The sequence below is a fragment of the Phyllobacterium sp. 22552 genome, from assembly GCF_052044585.1.
Classification (GTDB): domain Bacteria; phylum Pseudomonadota; class Alphaproteobacteria; order Rhizobiales; family Rhizobiaceae; genus Phyllobacterium; species Phyllobacterium ifriqiyense.
The window spans coordinates 594,578-616,219 of the sequence record NZ_JBQENG010000001.1; the positions used below are offsets into that span (position 1 = coordinate 594,578).

Annotated in this window: 24 protein-coding genes; 16 read left to right on the top strand and 8 right to left on the bottom strand. The window is 53.4% G+C overall.

The features are described from left to right. Position 1 precedes the first annotated feature (1 nt). The 6 genes from ACTJI9_RS02950 to ACTJI9_RS02975 form a co-directional block, all read right to left on the bottom strand. A complete protein-coding gene (locus ACTJI9_RS02950; protein ID WP_336439859.1) occupies positions 2-934 on the bottom strand; it encodes a lipid A biosynthesis lauroyl acyltransferase in 933 nt (310 codons plus the stop codon). A 6-nt stretch (positions 935-940) separates the two neighbouring features. Further along, entirely contained in the window at positions 941-1,969 is a 1,029-nt protein-coding gene (locus ACTJI9_RS02955; protein ID WP_115053264.1) for a zinc-binding dehydrogenase, read from the bottom strand. Positions 1,970-2,086: 117 nt separating this feature from the next. Then, the gene (locus ACTJI9_RS02960) at positions 2,087-3,364 is read right to left on the bottom strand and encodes a beta-ketoacyl-ACP synthase (RefSeq protein WP_354343986.1); all 1,278 of its coding nucleotides are present in this window, start codon (positions 3,362-3,364) and stop codon (positions 2,087-2,089) included. 11 nt (positions 3,365-3,375) lie between these two features. Next, positions 3,376-4,560 carry a beta-ketoacyl-ACP synthase gene (locus ACTJI9_RS02965; RefSeq protein ID WP_440805887.1) on the bottom strand — a complete coding sequence of 395 codons (1,185 nt, stop codon included), beginning with the start codon at positions 4,558-4,560 and terminating at the stop codon, positions 3,376-3,378. A gap of 70 nt (positions 4,561-4,630) precedes the next feature. Then, positions 4,631-4,912: an acyl carrier protein gene (locus tag ACTJI9_RS02970; protein ID WP_008123430.1), complete on the bottom strand. Its 282-nt coding sequence runs from the start codon at positions 4,910-4,912 to the stop codon at positions 4,631-4,633. Positions 4,913-5,018: 106 nt separating this feature from the next. After that, a complete protein-coding gene (locus ACTJI9_RS02975) occupies positions 5,019-5,603 on the bottom strand; it encodes a histidine phosphatase family protein (protein ID WP_115052695.1) in 585 nt (194 codons plus the stop codon). 96 nt (positions 5,604-5,699) lie between these two features. Here ACTJI9_RS02975 and ACTJI9_RS02980 point away from each other — a divergent pair, with 96 nt between their 5' ends. From ACTJI9_RS02980 to ACTJI9_RS02990, 3 genes are all read left to right on the top strand, one after another. Further along, a complete protein-coding gene (locus tag ACTJI9_RS02980) occupies positions 5,700-6,659 on the top strand; it encodes an AEC family transporter (protein ID WP_162802506.1) in 960 nt (319 codons plus the stop codon). Between the two features lie 139 nt (positions 6,660-6,798). Beyond that, positions 6,799-8,256 carry an NAD-dependent succinate-semialdehyde dehydrogenase gene (locus ACTJI9_RS02985; RefSeq protein WP_115052697.1) on the top strand — a complete coding sequence of 486 codons (1,458 nt, stop codon included), beginning with the start codon at positions 6,799-6,801 and terminating at the stop codon, positions 8,254-8,256. A gap of 86 nt (positions 8,257-8,342) precedes the next feature. Next, the gene (locus ACTJI9_RS02990) at positions 8,343-9,362 is read left to right on the top strand and encodes an aldose epimerase family protein (RefSeq protein WP_440805891.1); all 1,020 of its coding nucleotides are present in this window, start codon (positions 8,343-8,345) and stop codon (positions 9,360-9,362) included. Here the strand turns inward: ACTJI9_RS02990 and ACTJI9_RS02995 are convergent. Beyond that, entirely contained in the window at positions 9,359-10,273 is a 915-nt protein-coding gene (locus ACTJI9_RS02995; protein ID WP_440805894.1) for a sugar kinase, read from the bottom strand. The two genes, ACTJI9_RS02990 and ACTJI9_RS02995, sit on opposite strands and share 4 nt — an antisense overlap. A 131-nt stretch (positions 10,274-10,404) precedes the next feature. On the opposite strand from ACTJI9_RS02995, the gene ACTJI9_RS03000 reads away from it, so the two are divergent. Then, entirely contained in the window at positions 10,405-11,016 is a 612-nt protein-coding gene (locus tag ACTJI9_RS03000; RefSeq protein ID WP_115053265.1) for a pyridoxamine 5'-phosphate oxidase family protein, read from the top strand. A 17-nt stretch (positions 11,017-11,033) separates the two neighbouring features. On the opposite strand, the gene phnF is transcribed toward ACTJI9_RS03000, so the two are convergent. Then, positions 11,034-11,780 carry a phosphonate metabolism transcriptional regulator PhnF gene (gene phnF, locus ACTJI9_RS03005; protein ID WP_115052700.1) on the bottom strand — a complete coding sequence of 249 codons (747 nt, stop codon included), beginning with the start codon at positions 11,778-11,780 and terminating at the stop codon, positions 11,034-11,036. A 90-nt stretch (positions 11,781-11,870) separates the two neighbouring features. Here phnF and phnG point away from each other — a divergent pair, with 90 nt between their 5' ends. From phnG to phnE (ACTJI9_RS03065), 12 genes are all read left to right on the top strand, one after another. Beyond that, positions 11,871-12,365 (top strand): phosphonate C-P lyase system protein PhnG, encoded by a 495-nt coding sequence (gene phnG / locus ACTJI9_RS03010; RefSeq protein ID WP_115052701.1) that lies wholly within the window; start codon positions 11,871-11,873, stop codon positions 12,363-12,365. Then, positions 12,365-12,976 (top strand): phosphonate C-P lyase system protein PhnH, encoded by a 612-nt coding sequence (gene phnH / locus ACTJI9_RS03015; protein WP_115052702.1) that lies wholly within the window; start codon positions 12,365-12,367, stop codon positions 12,974-12,976. Before phnG ends, phnH begins: the two co-directional genes overlap by 1 nt. A 3-nt stretch (positions 12,977-12,979) precedes the next feature. Further along, entirely contained in the window at positions 12,980-14,077 is a 1,098-nt protein-coding gene (locus tag ACTJI9_RS03020; protein WP_307285847.1) for a carbon-phosphorus lyase complex subunit PhnI, read from the top strand. Further along, positions 14,074-14,355 carry a hypothetical protein gene (locus tag ACTJI9_RS03025; RefSeq protein WP_307285842.1) on the top strand — a complete coding sequence of 94 codons (282 nt, stop codon included), beginning with the start codon at positions 14,074-14,076 and terminating at the stop codon, positions 14,353-14,355. Before ACTJI9_RS03020 ends, ACTJI9_RS03025 begins: the two co-directional genes overlap by 4 nt. Then, complete coding sequence (locus tag ACTJI9_RS03030; RefSeq protein ID WP_115052704.1) at positions 14,352-15,233, top strand: alpha-D-ribose 1-methylphosphonate 5-phosphate C-P-lyase PhnJ; 882 nt, start codon at positions 14,352-14,354, stop codon at positions 15,231-15,233. The genes ACTJI9_RS03025 and ACTJI9_RS03030 overlap by 4 nt, the downstream gene beginning before the upstream one ends. After that, positions 15,230-16,006, top strand: coding sequence for a phosphonate C-P lyase system protein PhnK (phnK, locus tag ACTJI9_RS03035; RefSeq protein WP_307285838.1), 777 nt, complete (start codon positions 15,230-15,232; stop codon positions 16,004-16,006). The genes ACTJI9_RS03030 and phnK overlap by 4 nt, the downstream gene beginning before the upstream one ends. Before the next feature lie 2 nt (positions 16,007-16,008). Beyond that, positions 16,009-16,719 (top strand): phosphonate C-P lyase system protein PhnL, encoded by a 711-nt coding sequence (gene phnL / locus ACTJI9_RS03040; RefSeq protein ID WP_440805901.1) that lies wholly within the window; start codon positions 16,009-16,011, stop codon positions 16,717-16,719. Beyond that, positions 16,716-17,330 (top strand): DapH/DapD/GlmU-related protein, encoded by a 615-nt coding sequence (locus ACTJI9_RS03045; protein ID WP_115052707.1) that lies wholly within the window; start codon positions 16,716-16,718, stop codon positions 17,328-17,330. The genes phnL and ACTJI9_RS03045 overlap by 4 nt, the downstream gene beginning before the upstream one ends. A gap of 95 nt (positions 17,331-17,425) precedes the next feature. After that, entirely contained in the window at positions 17,426-18,259 is an 834-nt protein-coding gene (phnC, locus tag ACTJI9_RS03050) for a phosphonate ABC transporter ATP-binding protein (protein ID WP_115052708.1), read from the top strand. Positions 18,260-18,337: 78 nt separating this feature from the next. Next, entirely contained in the window at positions 18,338-19,249 is a 912-nt protein-coding gene (phnD, locus tag ACTJI9_RS03055; protein ID WP_440806222.1) for a phosphonate ABC transporter substrate-binding protein, read from the top strand. A 70-nt stretch (positions 19,250-19,319) separates the two neighbouring features. Beyond that, positions 19,320-20,288, top strand: a complete 969-nt coding sequence (phnE, locus tag ACTJI9_RS03060) for a phosphonate ABC transporter, permease protein PhnE (RefSeq protein ID WP_440805904.1) — start codon at positions 19,320-19,322, stop codon at positions 20,286-20,288. After that, positions 20,285-21,616 (top strand): phosphonate ABC transporter, permease protein PhnE, encoded by a 1,332-nt coding sequence (gene phnE / locus ACTJI9_RS03065; protein WP_440805906.1) that lies wholly within the window; start codon positions 20,285-20,287, stop codon positions 21,614-21,616. The genes phnE (ACTJI9_RS03060) and phnE (ACTJI9_RS03065) overlap by 4 nt, the downstream gene beginning before the upstream one ends. Positions 21,617-21,642 lie beyond the last annotated feature (26 nt).

Here is a 21,642-nt window from a genome sequence, read left to right on the forward strand (position 1 = left end):
GCTATTTGTTCCAGCGTTTGTGGAACCACATCCATTGGCCGGGATATTCACGAACCCAGCTTTCAACCTTGTCGTTCAGTGCCTGTGCAGTGGCGGCAAGGTCAACGGCGCCTTTTTCATCGCGCGGCAGTTGCATCTTCTCTTCCAGTTCCAGACGGAAGCGTCCCCCCGGGAGACGAATGCAGCGTGCGGGATAGACATCACACTCATATTGACGCGCAAGTTTTGCCAATAGAGGATTGGTTTTACAGGGGCGATCAAAGAAAGTCGTTGGAATGCCGCGATGGAACTTTTGATCTACCAGCATACCCACATTGCCATCGGCATTCAAAACACTGGCAAGTGACCACGCTGCGCCCGCTTTTGACGGAACAAGATGGCCCATATTCGTGCGGCGGGCACCGAGAATTTTCCTTGCAACATAGGGATTATTCGGTGGACGGAACAAGGCAGTCACGTTCAGTTCAAACGTTGCGGCACAGATCGGGAGCAATTCAAAATTACCCGTGTGACCGGTGAAGAAAATATGAGGCCGGTCTTTTTCGTCGCGGATGCGCTCAAAGATTTCGCGGCCCTGTACCTCGATCAATCCCGGCTTGTCGCTGTGCGGATCGTAATCGAAGATTGCATCAAGGAAGACATATTCTGCCGTCAACCGCGCCATGTTTCCCCACATGTCGCGCGCGATCTGCTGTAATTCTTCTTCCGGTTTGTCCGGATAGGCTTTGCGCAAATTGGTCATTGCAACACGGTGGCGGCCCATCAACGGGCCGATTTTGCGCGCAGAAGCATCGATGAAATCCATCGCAGCCTTGGCGGGCAACTGACGCAAAAGCCAAAGTATGCCGAATATAATATTTGCGGAAAGCCAGTAGTTGACCGATTTCAACTTCTGGCTCCACCGATACAGAGCTAGCTTTCTATCAAGTTTCATAAGGGATCAGTTGACGCGCAGAATGATCTTGCCAAAAACATCCCGGCCTTCCATTCGCTTCAGGGCCGTATCAATGTCATCAAAGCCGACTTCAGTATCGATGACAGGATGAACCAGACCTCGCGCCATCTTCTGCATGGCATCAGCCATGTTTTCCATGCGGCAACCGAATGAACCGAGCAGCTTCAATTGTTGCTGAAACAACATCATCAAATTCATGCTGGTAGAGACACCGGATGTCGAGCCGCAGGTCACGAGCCGTCCACCGCGTCGTAGCGATAGCATGGATCCCGCCCAGGTATCGGCCCCGACATGCTCGAAAACAACGTCTACACCCTTCTTCTTGGTCAGTTTGCGGACAACGCCTTCAAAGCGGTCCTCGCGGTAATTTATGACATGATCCGCGCCAAGCGCCTTGGCTTTTTCAATCTTGTTGTCAGAACCTACGGTGGTGATGACAGTACAGCCCATCTTTTTGGCAAGCTGGATTGCAGCCGAACCAATGCCGGATCCGCCTGCATGGACCAGAATGGTTTCGCCGGACTCGAGCTTCGCGTTGTCGAAGAGCATATGCTCGACGGTCCCAAATGTGACCGGAGCAACTGCGGCGCCAATCTCGTCAACACCGGGAGGTGCAGGGACCAGTAGCCGAGCCTTCAGATTCACCTTCTCTTGAGCAAAGCCATCAAGATGGAAGCCGTGCACGCCGGAGACATGCTCGCAAAGATTATCGCGACCTTCGCGGCATGGGCGGCATAGACCGCAGGTTTGTGCGCCATAGATCGAAACCAGTTGTCCTGGAAGCAGATTGCTGACGCCCGGGCCGATAGCATCCACGATGCCGGATGCTTCCGCACCAATTGTCAAAGGCATTTTGCGCTTGGCAAAGGCCATGCCGCGCCAACCCCAGACATCAATGTGGTTGAGCGCAACCGCTTTGATGTTAACAGTGACTTCGCCGGGGCCAGGGGGAGGCGGAGGAGCGACGTCGACGATTTCAAGTTTGCGATCTTCGATCAGCTGTAGTGCACGCATATCCGTTTCCTTGAGTGGCGCCGCTAAAGGCAGGTAGCCGCTCATTTGTGGGTTGCGCAATTCCGGACGGGAAAACCGGATCCCGCATTTTGAAATTGCTCTAATTCAGGTTCCGGATTAGTTCGGTTCTGCCGTCATGACAAGACACGTATTTTGTCCGCCAAATCCGAAGGAGCTTGAAAGCACCGCTGAAACCTTTGCCTCACGCTTCATGTTGGGAACGACGTCGAGCACGATTGCAGGGTCGGGATTGTCATAGTTGATTGTTGGCGGAATAGTGCCGGTCTGAATTGTCAGAACTGAAAAAACGGCTTCGATAGCGCCCGCAGCAGTCAGCGTATGGCCGATCATCGACTTGTTGGAGGAAACCGGTAACGAGGATATGCGGTCACCAAAAACCGTCGAGAGGGCCAAATACTCCATCTTGTCGTTTTCCGGAGTTGAAGTGCCGTGGGCATTGACATAGTCGATGGCATCTTCCTTGATCCCCGCATCGTCCAAGGCTGCGCGCACGGCACCAATCGCCGGAGAGCCATCGGGCTTTGAGCGCGTGCGATGGAAATCATCTGCCTTTTCGCCGCAACCACGCATGATTCCGAGAATATTGGCGCCGCGGCCGACAGCAGATTCCAGCGATTCCATAACAAGCGCGCCGGAACCTTCGGCCATGACAAAACCGTCACGGTCCTTTGAGAAAGGCTTGGCGGCCTTATGGGCAGGTTCATTGTGGGTTGAAAGTGCCGATAGCAGCGAGAAGCGGATAAGCGCTTCTGCCGACACGGAGCCATCAGTTCCGATTGACAGGACGCGGTCGCTTTCGCCACGCCGGATAGCCTCGACACCAAGTTGGATTGCAGTTGCACCTGATGCACATGCGGTCGACAGCGTGATGGGCAGTCCGCGCGTTCCGAACTTGTCGGCGATACATTCTGCTATAAAGCCAAATTCGGCCGTGTTGAACATCGCGCTTTGCGGTGCCTTTCGGCACGCTGCCAGCAATAGATCGTAACCGGGTTCGCCTTCGGACTTTACCAGTGCATCAAGCGCGAAGCGGTTGCGCCATTCGAGTTCCACGGGTGGCGCTGCGAGAAACAAAGGCCCGCCGAAATCATCGATTGGAAAACCGGCTTGCGCTATGGCCTCTTCAGCGGCAAGGGAAGCCAGTTTCTGCGAAAGTGCTGACGCTCCCTGACTGCTCTCTTCAAGAAAATCCACAGTCCCGGCTATTTGCGTGCGCAGATTGTCGAGCGCAAAACGCGTTATGGTGTGAATGCCGGAAGTTCCCGAGGTCAGAGCTGTCCAGTTTTCTTCCTTGCCTTGTCCAAGCGAGGAGACGACACCAAGACCAGTAATCGCAACCAGGGGGCGACCTAGATGATCAGTATATTTGGACATTGGAATATCCTTTAAACCTTGCTCAGGCGGGCAACGCCTTCACTGCGCGTCGCACCGACGGAAGTCGCGAGTGCACTGGAAATATTAGCCGGACCAGTTGCCTCGTTTTCACTATCAAGCGGGAGAAAGGCTGTCCCATGAAAAACGCTCAATGCGGCGATGGCAACAGCGAGAGGGAATTGTGCCTCGCGCAGATGGCCCGTTTTACTGGAAAGTCCACGAACTGTTGAACTGGAGAAAGCCTCCAGCGCTGCTTTTTCTGCAGACGTGACTTTCTTTGCCCCGGTTGCACCGGAAACAATAAGATCAGCTGCCTTATCCGCACTTGCGGCACCCAGAAGCTTGGAAATCGTTTCGCCAAGGTTTTCGCGGTTGCGGCGAATCTGTGAGCTGTAAATAGCGTCAATGGCAGCGTAAGCGCGAACACCGCGCTTCTTGGCATGGTCTGCACTTTCGAGAACGAGAAAGGCACCGCCGGAGCCTGTGACAATGCCACCGCCCTCGGAATTTTCCCTTTGCCAAACCGGCGACCATCCATCGGTTTTCAACATCTGGTTTAGCTCGAAACCGAGCAGCATGTCGGGATGTTCAGCGTTATAGGAGCCTCCCACGAGGGCGTGGGTGCTTTGGCCGGAACGAATGCGCGAAACCGCTGTGTCTATTGCGGAAATACCCGCACCTTCTTCGCCCATGAATGTGCGTGAAGATCCTGTCACCTTGTGAACAATCGAAATATTGCCCGCAAGGAGATTGGAAAGCTGTGCCAGGAAAAGCGTCGGACGCAATTCTGTCGACAGTTTTTCGTTCAGCATTGTGCCAAGATCGTTGCGTACACGTGCTTCAGCCAGAATTTGCGTGTCGACAGTCACATCGCGTTCGCCGCCGCCCGCTGCCACAACCATATCCATTGTTGCGCAGAGAGCTTCATCGTCCTTGATGCCAGCGTCCTGTAGAGCAAGACCGGCAGTATATGTGCCGATGCGTTGCCAGGTTTCCATCTGTCGCTGATCGCCGCGTTTTGGAATCTGGCTGTTCCAATCGACTTCACCGAGCGGATGCACTGTGTATGGCTTGAATCTTTCACCATCGATGCGCGGCTTGGCTCCATCGTTGAAAGCTTGCCAATGAGCATCGGCCCCTTCGCCCAAAGAGGAAATGAGTCCGATACCTGTGATAACGACGGTGTTGTTCTGCATTGTCTCGCAACACCGTTGTTACGGTGCATCCGGTTAATGGATATGTCTTACGCCCGCGTTGGTCTGCGGATCAGGCTTTCTTGGCGGCGACCAGTTCGTCGATTTTGGCGCAAAGATTCTTCAACACGAAATATTCTTCGGTCGGAACCTTGCCGTCATTGACTTCCTGCGTCCACTGTTCAAGCGGAATCTTGATGCCGAATGCCTTGTCGATGGCGAAAACGATATCGAGGAAATCCAGACTGTCGATGCCAAGATCGTCGATTGTATGGCTTTCCGGCGTGATGCTGTCGCGGTCGATCTCGCTGGTTTCAGCAATAATATCGGCGACTTTGTCGAATGTATCGGACAATTGATTTTCCTTTTGTTTTAGGTGTCTCGTCTAAGACCCTGCGATCTGATGAGCCGGTATCTAGCTTTTTTCGCAGGCGAGGGAAAGACCCAAGAGCATGTGGTGATTAGTCGAATATGATTCTTCCGGCAACGTGAATGGTTTTTCCGTCCTCTGCGGGAGCTGCAACAACAGCCTCGCTGGGCCGGGGTGCCACTCCTGTTAGCGCTATTATATTGTTACGATCCGTGAGCAATACCAGATTTCCAGAGCCTTTGAACGAAATGATCGTGGTTCGAATTTGTTCAAGCTGCGTTTCTCTTGCTGTGTCATCGCCAGCCATTGGATCAAGCGGGGCGAATATTTCCATAGGGGATGAACCAAAGGAAAGGCGCGCTGTCTCCCGTGCATTACAAACGGTGCTTGTCAAAACCTTGTCGATTCGCACACCGCGGGCAGCAAATCGCGCGCCTAGCTTTTGCGCCAGCTGGTGACCCCGGTCCGAGAGCGTTCGTGCGGCACAATCCGCGGAAGTATCAGATGATGGGCTGAGCGCGCCTGAAGCATCGCCGCCCTGAATGAGGATTGTATAGCCTCCGCGCTGAACTCTTGCCCAAGCGGCATCTGTCGCCTGAGCGGGCACGGATGCGAGGGCGATGCCAAACGTCAGAACCAATCCGGAGTAAAGCCAAAGACTCGATCGATATGCCATTCATTCTCCTTATCAGGCAGATGGGAATTCTGCTCGCAAAAATAAAGTGATCGTTTTCCAGGCTTGCTCCTCGAAACTTCCGGGCTTATCCCAAGGATCATGAGTCTTATCCAAACAATCATCGTTGTTTTTGGCGTCATCGCTATCGCCTATGCGGCGGCGCATTTCAAATTGCTTGATGAGCGGGTCGGCGATGGTCTTTCCGATTTCGTGTTCATGATTGCAGCGCCGCTATTATTGTTCAGAACCATGGTGACGGCCGACTTTCATGGCGCAGCGCCCTGGTCGCTGTGGATCGCCTATTTCAGCGGTGTCGTTGTGGCCTGGGCCGCGTCGGACCTCGCTATCAAATATATGTTTGGCCGAGATAATCGCGCTGGTGTCGTTGCCGGGGTTTCTGGGTCTTTCTCCAATTTGGTTTTCCTTGGAATGCCGCTTGTGCTTGGCGTATTCGGGCAAAACGGCTTTGCGATACTCTCTCTCATTGTCGCCATTCACATGCCGATCATGATGGCAGCATCAATCAGCTTGCATGAAATCGCGATGCGACGGGATGGCGTATTCAGCGGAGAAGCCCATCTGGCGGCGGTCGTGCTTTCGTTCTTCAAGAGCTTGCTGCGAAATCCGTTCGTGCTTGGAATATTAGCCGGATGGATTTGGCGGCTTGTTGGTCTGACGATGCCACAGACAGCGGATGCTCTCATACAAACTCTGGCGAGTGTTGCGGGGCCGGTTGCGCTGTTCGCGATGGGGATGGGGCTGAAGAAATTTGGCGTGTCGGGAAATATTGCCGCAGCGCTCGTCATGTCTGTCATAAAATTATTGCTGATGCCTGCAGTTGTTTTAGGGGCTGTGTGGCTGTTGGGACTAGCGCCGTTTACCGCAAAAATTGCCGTCGTGGCAGCAGCTTTGCCTGCAGGCGTGAATTCCTATCTCATTGCCACACGCTTTGGAACAGGGCAGGCTTTGGCATCTAACTCAATGGTTATGGCGACTGCTCTGTCTGCGGTGACACTGGCATTCTGGGTTTCAGTTGTTACCTATATATTTGGCTAGCTGCGCCGTTGCAGCTTTTGCCAAAAAGGAGCAGGGTGCTTACGGACCTTGACCCAAGGCTCGATTGCCCAGCGCAATATGGTTATCCTTCACGGAATCCACCTAAAGAGCATAACCCTTCGAACACAGGGAGAATATGATGTTGCAGAAATCCAGCCAGTTCATGAAGCAGGCCAATCTTATCAATGGCGAGTGGATCGCGGCAGATTCGGGCAAGACAATCGATGTCATCAATCCCGCGACGGGGCTCGTCATTGGCACAGTGCCTAATTCGGGTAGGGCCGAAACGAAGCGCGCCATTGACGCGGCAGCGGAAGCCTTCAAAACCTGGCGCAAGACATCGGCGCTGGAGCGCTCAAAGCTGATGCGCAAATTGCACGATGCAATCCTGGACAATCAGGATGCGCTCGCCGAATTGCTGACGCTGGAACAAGGTAAATCACTCGCCGAATCCAAGGGCGAGGTTGGCATGTCTGCCGCTTATATCCTTTGGTATGCTGAAGAGGCGCGTCGTACTTACGGTGATACCGTACCGTCACCTTGGGCTGATCGCCGGATCATGATTACCAAAGAGCCAGTTGGCGTTATCGGCGCTATCACGCCTTGGAATTTCCCCTCTTCCATGCTGGCACGCAAGATTGGCCCGGCCTTGGCTTCTGGTTGTACAGCCGTTGTAAAACCAGCCACGCAGACACCTTATTCAGGTCTTGCATGGGGACTATTATGCGAGCAGGCAGGTATTCCGAAGGGCGTCGTCAATATTCTGACAGGCTCGGCCAGCGAGATTGGCGGCGAAATTACCAGCAATCCCGTCGTGCGTAAGATAACCTTCACGGGTTCTACCGAAATCGGCAAGATTTTGATCAAACAGGCGGCCGATACTGTCAAGAAAGTATCGATGGAACTCGGCGGAAATGCGCCATTCATCGTGTTTGATGATGCGGATGTCGACCGGGCCGTCGACGGCGCCATCATGGCAAAGTTCCGCAACTCCGGACAAACCTGCGTTTGCACAAATCGGTTTCTGGTTCAGGCTGGAATCTACGATAGTTTCGTTGAAAAATTTGCAGCAAAGACTGCAAAGCTCAAGATCGGCAATGGGCTTGAAGCAGGCACCGAACAAGGTCCGCTCATTGATGAAAAGGCCGTCGAAAAGGTTGAGGAATTTATCGCTGACGCAAAACAGAAGGGCGGGAAGATTGTCACTGGTGGCAAGCGCCATTCGCTAGGCGGCAGCTTCTTTGAGCCAACCGTCATTGGCGATGCAAAGCCGGACATGCTTTTCACGACAGAGGAAATCTTTGGCCCCGTTGCTCCTATCTACAAGTTTGAGACGGAGCAGGAAGCAATTGATCTTGCCAACAACACGCAGTTCGGCCTTGCCAGCTATTTCTACACGCAGGATCTTGGGCGTGTGTTCCGTGTTTCGGAAGGTTTGAAATATGGCATGGTCGGCGTCAATGAGGGACTGATCACAACCGTCGAAGCTCCCTTTGGCGGCGTTAAAGAATCAGGTCTCGGCAAGGAAGGCGGGCATCAAGGCATCGAAGATTATCTCGATACCAAATATGTCTGCATTGGTGGGCTTGGTCTTTAGGCTGTTTAGCTCACATCATTCACCTGATGCATTCCGGTGAATCAGGCTGCCTGCGCAATGAATCTTATAAAAGGTTTTAAAGTCAAATGGATACGGAAGTTTTTGGGCATACTGATTCAGGTGAAGCGGTGCATTGCATTACCATTGTTGGCGGTGGCCTGACGGCGAAAGTCCTGACCTGGGGTGCCGTTATTCAGGACCTGCGCCTGAAAGGTCATGAAAGTCCGCTGGTGCTTGGCTATCAGAACTTTGCCGATTACCCCGCCTATTCGCCCTATCTCGGGGCCACGATTGGCCGTTCCATTAATCGCATTCGGGACGGCGAATTGACGATTGATGGCAAAACCTATCAGCTGGAGAAGAATTTCCGCGGCTTGCACAATATTCATGGCGGCACGCTTGGGGCGGGAAAACGTTTGTGGCAGGTTGTGGCCGTTGGGCCGGACTATGTGACGCTGACAATTCATCTGCCCGATGGCGAGGTGGGTTTTCCGGGTAATCTCAACATTACCTGCACCTATATGCTTGAGTCGAAGGGCACTCTGGCCATTCGTATGGATGCAGTCACAGACAAGCCAACCCTATGCAATCTCGCGCATCACAGTTACTTCAATCTGGATGATGGTGGCGCAACTGAAGCGCTCGATCATCAGGTACGTATAGATGCGCAGGCCTATCTGCCTACCGATGCTGATCTTCTGCCTGATGGGCGCGTTTTGCCTGTGGCAGGAACCACGCATGATTTTCGTGAATTCAGACCAGTACGGCGTGAAGAAAACGGCAAGCAGGTTATCTATGACAATAATTTCTGTCTGGCGAGCGAGCGGCGCCCGCTGTGCCCGGTCGCTTGGGCCAGAGGAGCTAAATCTGGCGTGGAAATGACCGTGTCCACCACCGAGCCGGGTGTGCAGCTTTATGCATCCAATACGCTTGGCGGAAAGCCTGCCATTGGTTTGACCGGAAAAACATATGAAAATTATGCGGCATTGTGTTTCGAAGCGCAGATTTGGCCAGATTCAACACATTTTTCGTACTTCCCGCAGGCGATCCTGCGGCCAGACGAAACATACAGCCAAATGACAAAGTACAGTTTTAAAAAATCTTAGCCAAAGGCCGCGCGCGCTTCGCTCATGGGAGCAAGTGCGCCGTGAAATTCAACCACGCGAGCGGCAACCCTATGGGCACTGGCTGCAGCCTTGACGGGGTCTAAGCCGGCAAGGCGCGAGGCAATGTAGCCGCCATTGAAGCTGTCGCCAGCGCCGGTCGTATCAACTGCCTTGGCAATGGTTGCTGGCACGTTGGTGCGGCGACCATCAGCCACTACAAGCGCTGGCTCCGTGCCATCTTTAACGACGATCTCGCCTACGCCAAAACCGGCTATCCGGTCAGCCGTGTGATCAGGTGTTGCGTCGCCAAAAAGTGCGTTCTCATCCGGAAATGTGGGTAAGGCAATGTCGGTGACGCGAAAGGCATCGCTGAGTACCTGCTGGGCTGTGTCGGCATTTTCCCACAGGCGAGGGCGGTAATTGGCATCGAAGACAATGAGAGATCCCTGTTCGCGTGCGTTTTTGACAGCGTTCAAAACATTTTCACGGTTTTTGGGACTGAGAATACCCATGGTGATCCCGGAGAAATAAACAATCTCACGTCCGGCGAGGCTTTGTGCCAGCGCCTCCGTGTCATCTGCCAGCTGGCGCGCAGCCGCGTCATTGCGCCAATAGGTGAACGAACGCTCGGCCCCGGTCAAACTTATCGCATATAGTCCCGGGCGCGCACCGGCGATAATCGGACTATTGGCTGTTTGAATACCGTTTTCATTCAGGAATGCGCGCTGCTTCATCGAGAAGGGATCATCGCCGAAAGCCGTGACGTAATCTACGGGATACTCGGTTTTGGTAAGCGCCCGCACATACCAGGTGGTGTTAAGCGTATCGCCTGCGAAACCCATGCGCCATTGGTCGCCATTAGCACCGGACAGCTCAATCATACACTCGCCGATTGCCGCAAAACCACCCATGTCATCTCTCCCGAATATTGGTCGCGCGACTGATATACTAGTGCGGTCTGTATGTCATTTCCAAAGTGATGGCTGTCATAATCGTTTCGCCATGGCATGTTAGTCGGCGAATGCGAATGCAGGAGGAAATGATGACGCGGATTACGTCGATAGAACAACTTGAAGCCATTTATAGTGGTGTAAGTGAAGCCTCGACTGCCAAAGTGGCAGATCGAATCACGCCGGATTATCGCTTGCTGATTGAAGGATCGCCATTCGTTGCTTTTGCCACGAGTGGTCCGGAAGGGCTGGATTGTTCTCCGCGTGGTGATCTAGCCGGGTTTATCCGGGTACATGACGAGAGAACGCTAATGATGCCGGATCGGCGGGGCAACAACCGTATTGATTCGCTGCGAAATATCGTCCGTGACCCGCGTGTGGCTCTGTTGTTTCTCATTCCCGGTTTGACGACGACCTTTCGAGTCAATGGCCGTGCCTATATCGAAACGGATCAGGTAGTGCTTGAGAGTTTCAATGTGGACGGCAAGGCGCCACGATCCGTCACCGTCATTGAGGTCGAAGAGGCCTATTTCCAATGTGCCCGCGCGCTTATTCGGTCGGAGCTTTGGAATCCATCAAAACATCGTTCTCCGAAGGAGTTTCCGACGCCGGGCCAAATCCTTGCCGCGTTGAGCGAAGCGCGCTTTGATGGTGATACCTATGACCGCGAATGGCCGGAGCGGGCCGCAAAAACCATGTGGTAGCAGGAGCAAGGTTTGCTCTAAAGAGATGACTGTCTGCCGATGGCAATTTCCATGCGGTCGGCAGAAAAGTGCGTTGTTGCGTATTCAACAGGCCGTCCATCCATATCGACATTGACGGCTGTTGCGACGATAACAATGGCGCCAGGCGAAAGCTTCAAGTGTCGCAGATCCTCAGCATCAGCATGCCGGGCTCCGATAATCGTTGACTGACGCAGATAGTCATCAATTCCTGCCCGTTTAAACGCTGCGGTAACCGAACCGGTCGCACGATAATCCTCGATGATATTTGGCACACGCGCAGCATCGAACCAGGATGTGGCGCAAGAGATGGGATTGTTATCTGCTGTGTGCATCGTATCAATTCTGATGACCATGCCGGAGTGCATTCCAAGCGCAGAGGCAACTTCCGCTGTAGGCTCCTCCAGCGACGACCCAAGCAGCACACCCTTTGTCTCGCGAACCTGTGTTGAGAGAATTTCCGAAAACCTCGTGCGTTCACCAATTCGATAGGTGAGCTTTTTGGCATTGGCGACGAATGTCCCGCGCCCTTGTTCAGCTCGAAGCACGCCTTCCTTCGTTAATGCGGCTATTGCGCTGCGGATTGTATGACGATTGACGGAAAACCGGGTTGCAAGCTCCACCTCAGGCGGCATGCGCACGCCACTGGCCATTTTGCCCGCTGAAATATCGCCCCTGATCTGATCGGCAATCTGCCGCCAGACAGCAACGCCACTATTCCTGGTTATCAAATGGCTTGAACGCATGCTTTGTCATGCTCCTGTCATTGACGGGTATTATAACCACGCTTATTGTCTAGTTGTATATATAAATAGACAAATTGCTGTGAGGTGTCAATGCGCAATGCAAATTTGAAAACGGGTAAGGAACCCGATGTAACAGCTGAGATTGCAGATTCCAGCCGCAAAGCGGCTATGGCGCTTCTGGCGCAAGCAACCGTGCAGGAAATGCGGCAGTTCTGGGAGCGCTGGGAAAACAAGCCAGCAGTGGAAACTCTGCGCGGTCCTGAAACCGGCCTGGTCATGGTGCGTGGACGCATCGGCGGTGGTGGCGCAGCTTTCAATCTGGGCGAGGCGAGCGTGACGCGAGCGACCATAAGGCTCGATAATGGCGCGGTCGGTCATGCCTACGCGCTCGGGCGTTCAAGCGAGAAAGTAAAGCTCGCTGCAGTCTTTGATGCGATCTGGCAGGAGCCAGCCCATCGCCAAGCAGTTGAAGACAACGTGCTTGCTCCAATCGCGCAGCGTTTGAATGAAGGGCTTGAACTGAAGCGGGCTGAGACCGCTGCAACCAAGGTCGATTTTTTCACTATGGTGCGAGGAGATGATTGATGCGCGCAGCAACTCAGGTTTTTGAAGGCGGGTTCGCCGACACGGTTTTAAACTCGCAGGAGATTTTTCGGGCATTGATGGACGCTATGGCCAATCCGGGCCGTGTCATTTCCGTCGGTGATCTGGCTCTTGCTCCATCGCCCTTATCGCCGGCGATAGCTTCGATTGCAGCCACGTTGTTGGATCATGATGCGGTCGTCTGGTGTGACAAGCCAGTGAAAGCATCGCAGGACGCTATCGGCTGGCTGAAGTTCCATACTGGCGTTGAGCTCACGAATGATCCTTCCCAGGCCGATTTTGCTTTGGTCAGCGACATCGAAAACATGCCGTCTTTTGATTCATTTGCCAAAGGCACGTCTGAATATCCGGATCGTTCGACCACAATCATTTTGCAGGTGACCGGTTTTGATGGTTCGCAAGAATTGACCCTCGAAGGTCCTGGAATCAAGGATAATGCGGTCTTTGCGCCGAATGAGCTTCCTAGAATGTTTATTGAACAATGGGCAGCAAATCGTGGCGTCTTTCCGCGTGGTATCGACCTGATCTTTGCTGGCAATGGCGCGCTTGCCGCTTTGCCGCGAACCACCCGCATTTCGAAGAAGGAGGCTTAGGCCATGTATGTTGCTGTTAAAGGCGGCGAAGCCGCCATTCGCAATGCGCACAAGCTTCTGGCAGACCGCCGCCGTGGTGATCGCTCCGTTCCGGCTATCGGCCTCGATCAGATTGTTGAACAGCTGGCGCTCGCAGTTGATCGTGTGATGGCTGAAGGTTCGCTCTACGATACCGAGCTTGCTGCGCTCGCTGTGAAACAGGCTCGCGGCGATATGATTGAGGCGATTTTCCTCGTTCGGGCTTACCGGACGACCTTGCCGCGTTTCGGCTATACAAAGCCGGTCGAGACATCGCAGATGGCTATTGAACGCCGCATTTCCGCAACATTCAAGGATCTGCCAGGCGGTCAATTGCTGGGTCCGACCTTCGATTATACGCACCGCTTGCTCGATCCTGAACTTGCGGAAGATGGGTCAGTTGATCTGCCGGATCAACGCATCGAGGCCCATGAACATATGCCGCGTGTGACCGATATTCTCGGCCATGACGGCATGATCGAAGCTGATGGTGATATGCCTGAGGGAGCTCAAACGGGCGATTTGACCCGCGAGCCTTTGACCTTTCCGCTTGAGCGGGATTTGCGATTGCAGGCTCTGGCGCGCGGCGATGAGGGTTTTCTGCTGGGCTTGGCCTATTCCACCCAGCGCGGCTACGCGCGTAGCCATCCTTTTGCCGGTGAAATTCGCATTGGTGAGGTTGAAGTGGAACTCGAAGTCGCCGAACTTGATTTTCCACTAACGCTTGGCCGCATTCGTCTTACCGAATGCCAGATGGTCAATCAGTTCAAGGGATCATCTAAGCAGCCGCCCCAATTCACGCGTGGCTACGGGCTTGTTTTCGGCCAAAGCGAGCGCAAGTCCATGTCCATGGCTCTTTGCGACCGCGCATTGCGGGCAAGAGAGCTGGGAGAGGACATTACCGCTGCGGCGCAGGACGAAGAATTCGTCATCTCACACAGCGATAATGTTCAGTCGACCGGCTTCGTCGAGCATCTGAAATTACCGCATTATGTGGATTTCCAAGCGGAACTCGATCTCGTGCGCCGTATGCGTAGTGGGCATGAAAGCCAAAAGAACGAAATCAGTGAGGCTGCAGAATGAACTCAGTCGCCACCGCCTCCATCACCTCCGCCATCGGAGTCGCCCCAGCTGTCGCTGCTGCCGGAAACACCAGTGTCGCCGCTATCGTTATTCAATTTTTTTCGGTTCTTGTTGCGCTGCTTGATTGCGGCAAGCGCTACGATGAAAACAAAAACACCAGTAAAAAGATAAAACTCAATATCTCCCGTCATGCATCCCTACGTTTTGCAGTTCAAACCAAAGGATCAAAACTCCGTGGTTTTGCGCAAACCAACTCCTTTGAGGCTATGACAAAATGACCGAGCTTGCCACCTACAATTTTGCTTATCTTGATGAGCAGACCAAGCGGATGATCCGCCGGGCTATTCTCAAAGCCATTGCCATACCTGGATATCAGGTGCCGTTTGCCAGCCGCGAAATGCCCATGCCCTATGGGTGGGGTACTGGCGGCGTACAGGTAACGGCTGCGATCATCGGCCCGAAGGACACGCTGAAAGTAATCGATCAAGGCGCTGATGACACAACGAATGCGGTTTCAATTCGTGCCTTTTTTCAAAAGGTTGCCAATGTTCCGGTGACCACGAAGACCACAGAAGCAACAATTATCCAGACGCGCCATCGCATTCCGGAGACTGCGCTAGCAGCAGGTCAGACGCTCGTCTATCAGGTGCCAATCCCAGAGCCGTTGCGCTTTCTTGAGCCGCGTGAAACCGAAACGCGCAAAATGCATGCGCTGGAGGAATATGGGCTCATGCATGTGAAGCTTTACGAAGATATCGCTCGCCACGGCCATATTGCGACCACCTATGCCTATCCGGTGAAGGTCGAGGGGCGTTATGTGATGGACCCATCTCCGACACCCAAATTCGACAATCCCAAGATGCATAACTCGCCAGCCTTGCAGCTTTTCGGTGCAGGGCGGGAGAAGCGGATTTATGCAATTCCTCCCTATACGCAGGTCGTCAGTCTCGATTTCGAAGATCATCCTTTCGAGATTCAGAAGTTTTCGCAGCCATGCGCTCTTTGTGGTGCCAAGGGCAGCTATCTCGATGAAGTCATTCTCGACGATAAAGGAGGCAGCATGTTCGTCTGTTCCGACACGGATTTTTGTGAAGAACGGCAGGCCGCAGGGCATCGCGGTGAATTATCGGCACCACAGGCGGAGGCAGCAGAATGAGCGATATACCACTCTTGAAGGTTGGGGCATTATCGAAATTTTACGGAAGCCGTATCGGCTGCAAGAATGTTTCGTTTGAGCTTTTTCCTGGCGAAGTGCTGGCCGTCGTTGGCGAATCCGGGTCCGGTAAAACCACATTGCTCAATTGTCTGGCTACGAGACTTGCGCCTTCTGCCGGCACGGTCGAGTACCGCATGCGCGACGGGCATTTCCGTGACCTCTACCGCATGGGCGAGGCAGAACGGCGCTTCCTGATGCGTACCGACTGGGGTTTTGTTCACCAGAATCCCGCTGATGGCTTGAGAATGACCGTGTCTGCGGGCGCAAATGTTGGCGAGCGGCTGATGGCCGTTGGTGACCGGCATTATGGCAATATACGCGCTACAGCCACCGATTGGCTGGGCCGCGTTGAGATTGCAGGGGACCGCATTGACGATCAGCCGCGCGACTTTTCCGGCGGTATGCGCCAGCGCCTGCAGATTGCACGCAATCTTGTTACCAATCCGCGTCTCGTTTTCATGGATGAACCGACGGGTGGGCTGGACGTTTCGGTGCAGGCAAGGCTTCTTGATCTGCTCCGCGGTCTTGTCAGCGATCTTGGCCTGGCAGCGATTGTCGTGACCCATGATCTGGCCGTAGCTCGTCTTCTCTCACATCGTATGATGGTGATGAAGGACGGTCACGTCGTGGAAACGGGTCTTACCGACCGCGTTCTGGACGATCCGCAGGCGCCATACACGCAGCTTCTTGTCTCCTCAATTCTACAGGTTTGACCATGCCGACACCTCTCGTTGTTTCCGATGTTGCCAAGAGCTTCACCATGCATTTGCGTGACGGCATTTGCTTGCCGGTTGTGGCCAATGTTTCCTTCTCCATTAAAGCAGGGGAATGCGCCGTGCTGGGTGGTCCTTCCGGTGCGGGTAAAAGCTCGATTCTCAAGATGATCTATGGCAGTTATGCTGCCGATACCGGCCAAATCATCGTGCCTTACCGGGACAGGTTGGTTGATGTTGCGGCGGCAGACGCGCGCACAATGCTTGGCATTCGACGCGATCTGATTGGCTATGTAAGCCAGTTTCTGCGCACTGTGCCGCGCGTTTCTGCCCTTGATGTTGTAGCTGAGCCATTAGTGGCACGCGGCATTGATCGCGATGAAGCGCGCGAAAAGGCAGCCGCTCTTCTCGCGGGGCTTAATTTGCCGGAACGGTTGTGGTCATTGCCGCCGGCGACATTTTCGGGTGGTGAGCAGCAGCGCGTTAATATCGCTCGGGGCTTTATCACGGATCATCCCATTTTGTTGCTTGATGAGCCTACGGCGTCACTCGATGCCAGAAACCGCGATGTGGTGGTTTCAATGATCCGCGACAAGAAAAATGCGGGCGTCGCCATGCTTGGCATCTTCCACGATGACGATGTGCGCGAAGCAGTCGCCGACAGGATTATCGATGTCACGGCGTTTTCGGCTCAAACCGGAGCGGCCGCATGAGTCGTCTGTCTGAAATACCTTTGGTGCATGAAACCGCAACGGTTCAGGATTCCACGCTGGGCCGTTACACGGAAGTTTCCGAGCGTTGCCGCATAAGCGAAGCTACGCTCGGCGACTATTCCTACATTATGCAGGATGGCGCCGTCTGGTGTGCGAAGATTGGCAAATTCGCCAATATTGCAGCCAGCGTTCGTATCAACGCGACCAACCACCCGACATGGCGTCCGACACTGCATCATTTCACCTATCGTTCCGCCGAATATTGGGATGATGCGGGAGTCGACGACGAGTTTTTTGAATGGCGTCGGTCAAATCTTGTCACCATTGGGCACGATGTGTGGATCGGTCACGGATCAACAATCCTGCCCGGAGTGACTGTTGGTGACGGGGCGGTTATCGGTGCTGGAGCCGTCGTCTCGAAGGATGTTGCGCCCTACACAATTGTTGGCGGTGTTGCGGCCAAAAAAATCCGGGACCGATTTGATCCCCATACTGCGGAGCGTCTGCAAAGGTTGGCCTGGTGGGATTGGGATCATGCAAAATTACGTGCTGGGCTGGATGATTTCCGCACATTGGAGATCCAGGAATTCCTGGAAAAACATCACGTTTAGATACAGCCCAAAGTTGTCACGAAACTGAGACAAAACTGCCATTGCAGGTTCACATAAACCCTCTACCACAGGCTGACGCCAACAGAGGTTAATTGATGCTGAAAATCGAAAACGTGACGCGGCGCTTTGGCAATAATATCGCCATAGACAACGTCAATGTAGAAATTCCGCAGGGTCAGATGGTTGGCATTATTGGCCGGTCGGGAGCGGGTAAATCAACGCTGCTGCGCATGATCAACCGGCTGATCGATCCGTCGGAAGGTGCCATCATTTTTGAAGGCACGGATGTTGCGAAATTGCGTGGCAGCAATCTACGCAACTGGCAGCGTGATTGCGCAATGATTTTCCAGCAATTCAATCTTGTGCCGCGTCTTGATGTGCTTACCAATGTTCTGCTTGGGCGCCTCAATCACCGCTCAACAATAAAAAGTCTGCTGGGCATTTTCTCGCGTGAAGAGCGCGCCATGGCGATCGCAGCTCTTGAGCGACTGGATATTGCGAAAACCGCTTTACAGCGTGCTGGAACACTTTCCGGTGGTCAGCAGCAGCGTGTCGCTATCGCCCGCGCCTTGATGCAGAATCCCAAAGTCATTCTGGCCGATGAGCCTATCGCCTCGCTGGACCCGCGCAATGCGCAAGTGGTTATGGAATCACTGCGTGATATCAATGAGCGTGAAGGCCTTACGGTCATAACCAATCTGCATACGCTCGATACGGCGCGTCATTTTTGCCAGCGGATCATCGGGATGCAAGGAGGCAAAATCGTATTCGACGGCGGGCCGGACGACCTGACGGAAATGGCTGCCCGCCGGATTTACGGTGCTGACGGCCTCAAGGACGCATTTTCAGAAGCTATTACATCGACCAGTATTTCGCGCGGCGCGCCAAAACCCATTCCCGAGCTTGAGGCTATTCTGGCCGCTCGCTGAGAGATCGTCTAGCCCACGTCACGGGCAACCATGAACAGATCACAAACTCAAACAGACGTTTGACAGGAGAGACCAATGTTGCTCAAAAAAGCCCTTCTTGGTGCGATCGCAATCGGCGCAATGCTTGCCGGTTCGATGGCTCGTGCAGAAAACCTCGAAACATTCCGCGTTGGCATTATCGGCGGTGAGAATGAAGCTGATCGCCTGCGCAATTATCAGTGCATTGTAGACCAGCTGCCAAAGGTACTTGGCGTAAAGAACGTCAAACTATTTCCTGCTACGGACTATGATGGCGTTATCCAGGGCTTGCTCGGCGGTACGTTGGATTATGCAGAGCTTGGCGCATCTGGTTTCGCAAAAATCTATCTCGCAAACCCGAAGGCTGTTGAACCAATCCTGACAACAGTCCAGACAGACGGCGCCACCGGCTATTATTCGATCATGGTTGCCCGCAAAGATAGCGGCATCAAGACGTTAGCCGACATGAAGGGTAAAAAGCTGGGTTTTGCTGATCCAGACTCAACCTCCGGTTATCTTGTTCCAGTTACGGCTCTGCCAAAAGACATCAAGACCTCTGTGAAGGATTACTTCAGCGAAACCGGCTTTGGTGGCGGACACGAAAATCTTGTGCTTGCTGTCAAAGATGGCAAGTTTGATGCTGGTACGACTTTCGGTTCGGGTGTTGGCAAGTTCGATGAAGGCTATACCTCCGGCAATTTGCGCAAGATGGTCGATAAGGGCATTATCGACATGAAGGATTTTGTGGAATTGTGGAAGTCACCATTGATTCCAAATGGCCCGATAGTCGTCCGTACTTCGCTAGACAGCGACGTGAAGACAAAGTTTAAAAACTTCATGATGGAACTTCCAAAGTCAGATCCAGCCTGCTTTGCAGCAACGATGGGCGGCGATTTCAAAGGCTACACAGAAGTAAACACTGAATTCTACCAACCCATCATTGACGCTCGTAAGGCGCAGATCGGCGGTTAATTCAATCACCCTTTCACGGCCAGATCACTTGATCTGGCCGTGATTTTTTATGCTCTGGAAGGATAAGCCCATGAGCCGCGCCAATTCGACAGAACTAACGCCTGAAGGAATAGAGATCGAGCGTCATTGGCAAGAACTTGCCAGCCGTCGCCGTGCATATTCCTGGTTGATCGGCATTGGCTTGCTCATTGCTGTTTCGGGTTCGCTTTGGTTTGCAAACGAGTCAAATGCGGGCAAGTTCTTTGACCGGCTGCCACATTTCTTCGATTTCGCTGGGGATTTGATTCCGCGCGATGGGTGGGAAGTCTGGCGCGCCTTGTTCGATCTGCCATCACCCTATTTCGATGGAAGCTTGAAATTCGACTACCCGGAGGGCCGGGTTTACATTTTCAGTGGGCTCTACATTCCCGAATATTTCTACAAAATGCTGGAGACGCTCAATATCGCGATCATCTCGACATTGGTGGGAGCGTTTTTCGGTTTCCTTCTTTGTTTTCTTGCGGCCAAAAACCTTGTGAAGAGCAAGCTGATAAGGTTTGCCGCGCGTCGCTATATGGAAATTCTGCGCGCCTTTCCCGAGATAGTCATCGCTGGGTTCTTCGCCGCGATTCTTTCGCTGGGGCCTATACCCGCTATGTTCGCCGTCGGCATTCACACCATCGGTGCGCTTGGCAAGCTATTCTTCGAAGTTGTCGAGAATGCTGAGATGAAGGCAGATGAAGGCCTGCGCGCAGCTGGTGCCAATTGGTTCGAGCGAGTTGGCTTTGGAATTGTCCCACAAGTCATGCCGAATTTCATGTCCTATGCTTTGTTGCGTTTGGAAATCAATGTGCGTGCCTCCACAATCATCGGTGCGGTTGGTGGCGGGGGCATTGGTGAAGAATTGCGCCTTTCCATCGGGCGTGGTCATCAAGCAAAGACACTGGCAATCATATTGCTGCTTTTGGCAACGATTATCGCCGTCGATCAATTCTCTGCCTGGCTGCGGCGACGCCTTGTCGGCAATCAGGCTTTCGCTTTTGGAGGCAAACAGTCATGAGCGCTATAACCTCCTTGAATGTTGCTGACTTCGAAGCCCGCTACCCCGATGTGTTCAACCCTTCGATTTTGAAGCGCTTCATGCCCTTGATCATAGGGGCTGGTGTCGTGCTTTATGTTATCTATTGCTGGTGGTTTTTTTCCATCGGCACGGTGCTTGCATCAGGCCAATGGCAGCGGGCTGAAATTTATGCTCGCGACTGGGTGTCTTATGCGATCCGCACAACAGTCCGTATGGGCGCTGAGGGGACAACTATCAGCTATCCGCGCTTTTCCGAGCTTGGCGACAATCCGAAGCCGGATTGGGCGATCAAGCAAGGCAATGATGTCACGATAACATTCGGCACGGGTAAGTCGCTTCAGATCACCCCGACACAGGTTATCGCTACGCGCGGCAGTGAGAAACTCCTCGTGCACATTGAGCCCGATGGTGCCAAACCTCAGGGAGCTTTGCCTGATTGGGCATCGCTCAAGGAAGATCAGGTCACGGTCAATTTCGGCTTTGCCGGAACCGCCGATATTATTCCAGAGCGGGTCGTTGTCAGCCGACGTTTCTTCGGCTGGGCGAATTTTGTCTTCGATACCGCTTCGCCCTTCTGGAACAAATCCCTTGGCGAAGTCGCATCCATGATTGTCAGCGGCGAGCGTATAAAGCCGGAAATGTCCAATGCCGAGCTGGCATTCGACAATATCTGGTACAACTCCTCCTGGCAGCATGGCGATGTCTGGACCAAGCTCATGCAGACCATTGTCATGGCATTTGTCGGGACCTTGCTTGCAACGCTTGTGTCGTTCCCGTTGGCCTTCATAGCCGCACGCAATATCATGCCGAACTTCTTTGCAAATCAGATCACAAAGCGGTTTTTCGATTTTCTCCGTTCGGTCGATATGCTGATCTGGGCATTGTTCTTTACGCGCGCCTTTGGTCCGGGACCGCTTGCCGGTATTTCCGCTATCTTTTTCACCGATACGGGTACGCTCGGAAAAGTTTATTCCGAAACGCTGGAAAACATTGATGACAAGCAGCGCGAAGGCGTCAAATCTGTTGGGGCGGCGCCCGTAAATGTTCAGCGGTATGGCGTCTTACCGCAGGTACTGCCGGTTTTCGCCAGCCAAGCGCTTTATTTCTGGGAGTCAAACACACGGTCGGCCACCATTATCGGTGCGGTTGGCGCAGGTGGTATCGGACTGAAACTTTGGGAGGCGATGCGCACCAATACCAATTGGCACAATGTTGCCTATATGGTCGTGCTTATCCTCGCGGTGATCTTTATCTTTGATAGCATTTCCAATGCACTGCGCTCCCGCCTGATGGGAAAGCAACAATGAAATTGGCGACGTTCAATGGCTTGTCA

Bases quoted from the DNA above. Each gene is read 5' to 3' on its own strand.
- phnE (WP_440805904.1), top strand. From the start codon at position 19,320: ATGAGCCGCGCCAATTCGACAGAACTAACGCCTGAAGGAATAGAGATC.
- ACTJI9_RS02955 (WP_115053264.1), bottom strand. From the start codon at position 1,969: ATGCGTGCACTACAGCTGATCGAAGATCGCAAACTTGAAATCGTCGAC.
- ACTJI9_RS02985 (WP_115052697.1), top strand. From the start codon at position 6,799: ATGTTGCAGAAATCCAGCCAGTTCATGAAGCAGGCCAATCTTATCAAT.
- ACTJI9_RS02965 (WP_440805887.1), bottom strand. From the start codon at position 4,560: ATGCAGAACAACACCGTCGTTATCACAGGTATCGGACTCATTTCCTCT.
- ACTJI9_RS02990 (WP_440805891.1), top strand. From the start codon at position 8,343: ATGGATACGGAAGTTTTTGGGCATACTGATTCAGGTGAAGCGGTGCAT.
- phnL (WP_440805901.1), top strand. From the start codon at position 16,009: ATGCCGACACCTCTCGTTGTTTCCGATGTTGCCAAGAGCTTCACCATG.
- ACTJI9_RS03020 (WP_307285847.1), top strand. From the start codon at position 12,980: ATGTATGTTGCTGTTAAAGGCGGCGAAGCCGCCATTCGCAATGCGCAC.
- ACTJI9_RS03025 (WP_307285842.1), top strand. From the start codon at position 14,074: ATGAACTCAGTCGCCACCGCCTCCATCACCTCCGCCATCGGAGTCGCC.
- phnH (WP_115052702.1), top strand. From the start codon at position 12,365: ATGCGCGCAGCAACTCAGGTTTTTGAAGGCGGGTTCGCCGACACGGTT.
- ACTJI9_RS02975 (WP_115052695.1), bottom strand. From the start codon at position 5,603: ATGGCATATCGATCGAGTCTTTGGCTTTACTCCGGATTGGTTCTGACG.
- phnC (WP_115052708.1), top strand. From the start codon at position 17,426: ATGCTGAAAATCGAAAACGTGACGCGGCGCTTTGGCAATAATATCGCC.
- phnE (WP_440805906.1), top strand. From the start codon at position 20,285: ATGAGCGCTATAACCTCCTTGAATGTTGCTGACTTCGAAGCCCGCTAC.
- ACTJI9_RS02995 (WP_440805894.1), bottom strand. From the start codon at position 10,273: ATGGGTGGTTTTGCGGCAATCGGCGAGTGTATGATTGAGCTGTCCGGT.
- phnF (WP_115052700.1), bottom strand. From the start codon at position 11,780: ATGCGTTCAAGCCATTTGATAACCAGGAATAGTGGCGTTGCTGTCTGG.
- ACTJI9_RS03030 (WP_115052704.1), top strand. From the start codon at position 14,352: ATGACCGAGCTTGCCACCTACAATTTTGCTTATCTTGATGAGCAGACC.
- phnG (WP_115052701.1), top strand. From the start codon at position 11,871: ATGCGCAATGCAAATTTGAAAACGGGTAAGGAACCCGATGTAACAGCT.
- ACTJI9_RS03000 (WP_115053265.1), top strand. From the start codon at position 10,405: ATGACGCGGATTACGTCGATAGAACAACTTGAAGCCATTTATAGTGGT.
- phnK (WP_307285838.1), top strand. From the start codon at position 15,230: ATGAGCGATATACCACTCTTGAAGGTTGGGGCATTATCGAAATTTTAC.
- ACTJI9_RS02950 (WP_336439859.1), bottom strand. From the start codon at position 934: ATGAAACTTGATAGAAAGCTAGCTCTGTATCGGTGGAGCCAGAAGTTG.
- ACTJI9_RS02960 (WP_354343986.1), bottom strand. From the start codon at position 3,364: ATGTCCAAATATACTGATCATCTAGGTCGCCCCCTGGTTGCGATTACT.
- ACTJI9_RS03045 (WP_115052707.1), top strand. From the start codon at position 16,716: ATGAGTCGTCTGTCTGAAATACCTTTGGTGCATGAAACCGCAACGGTT.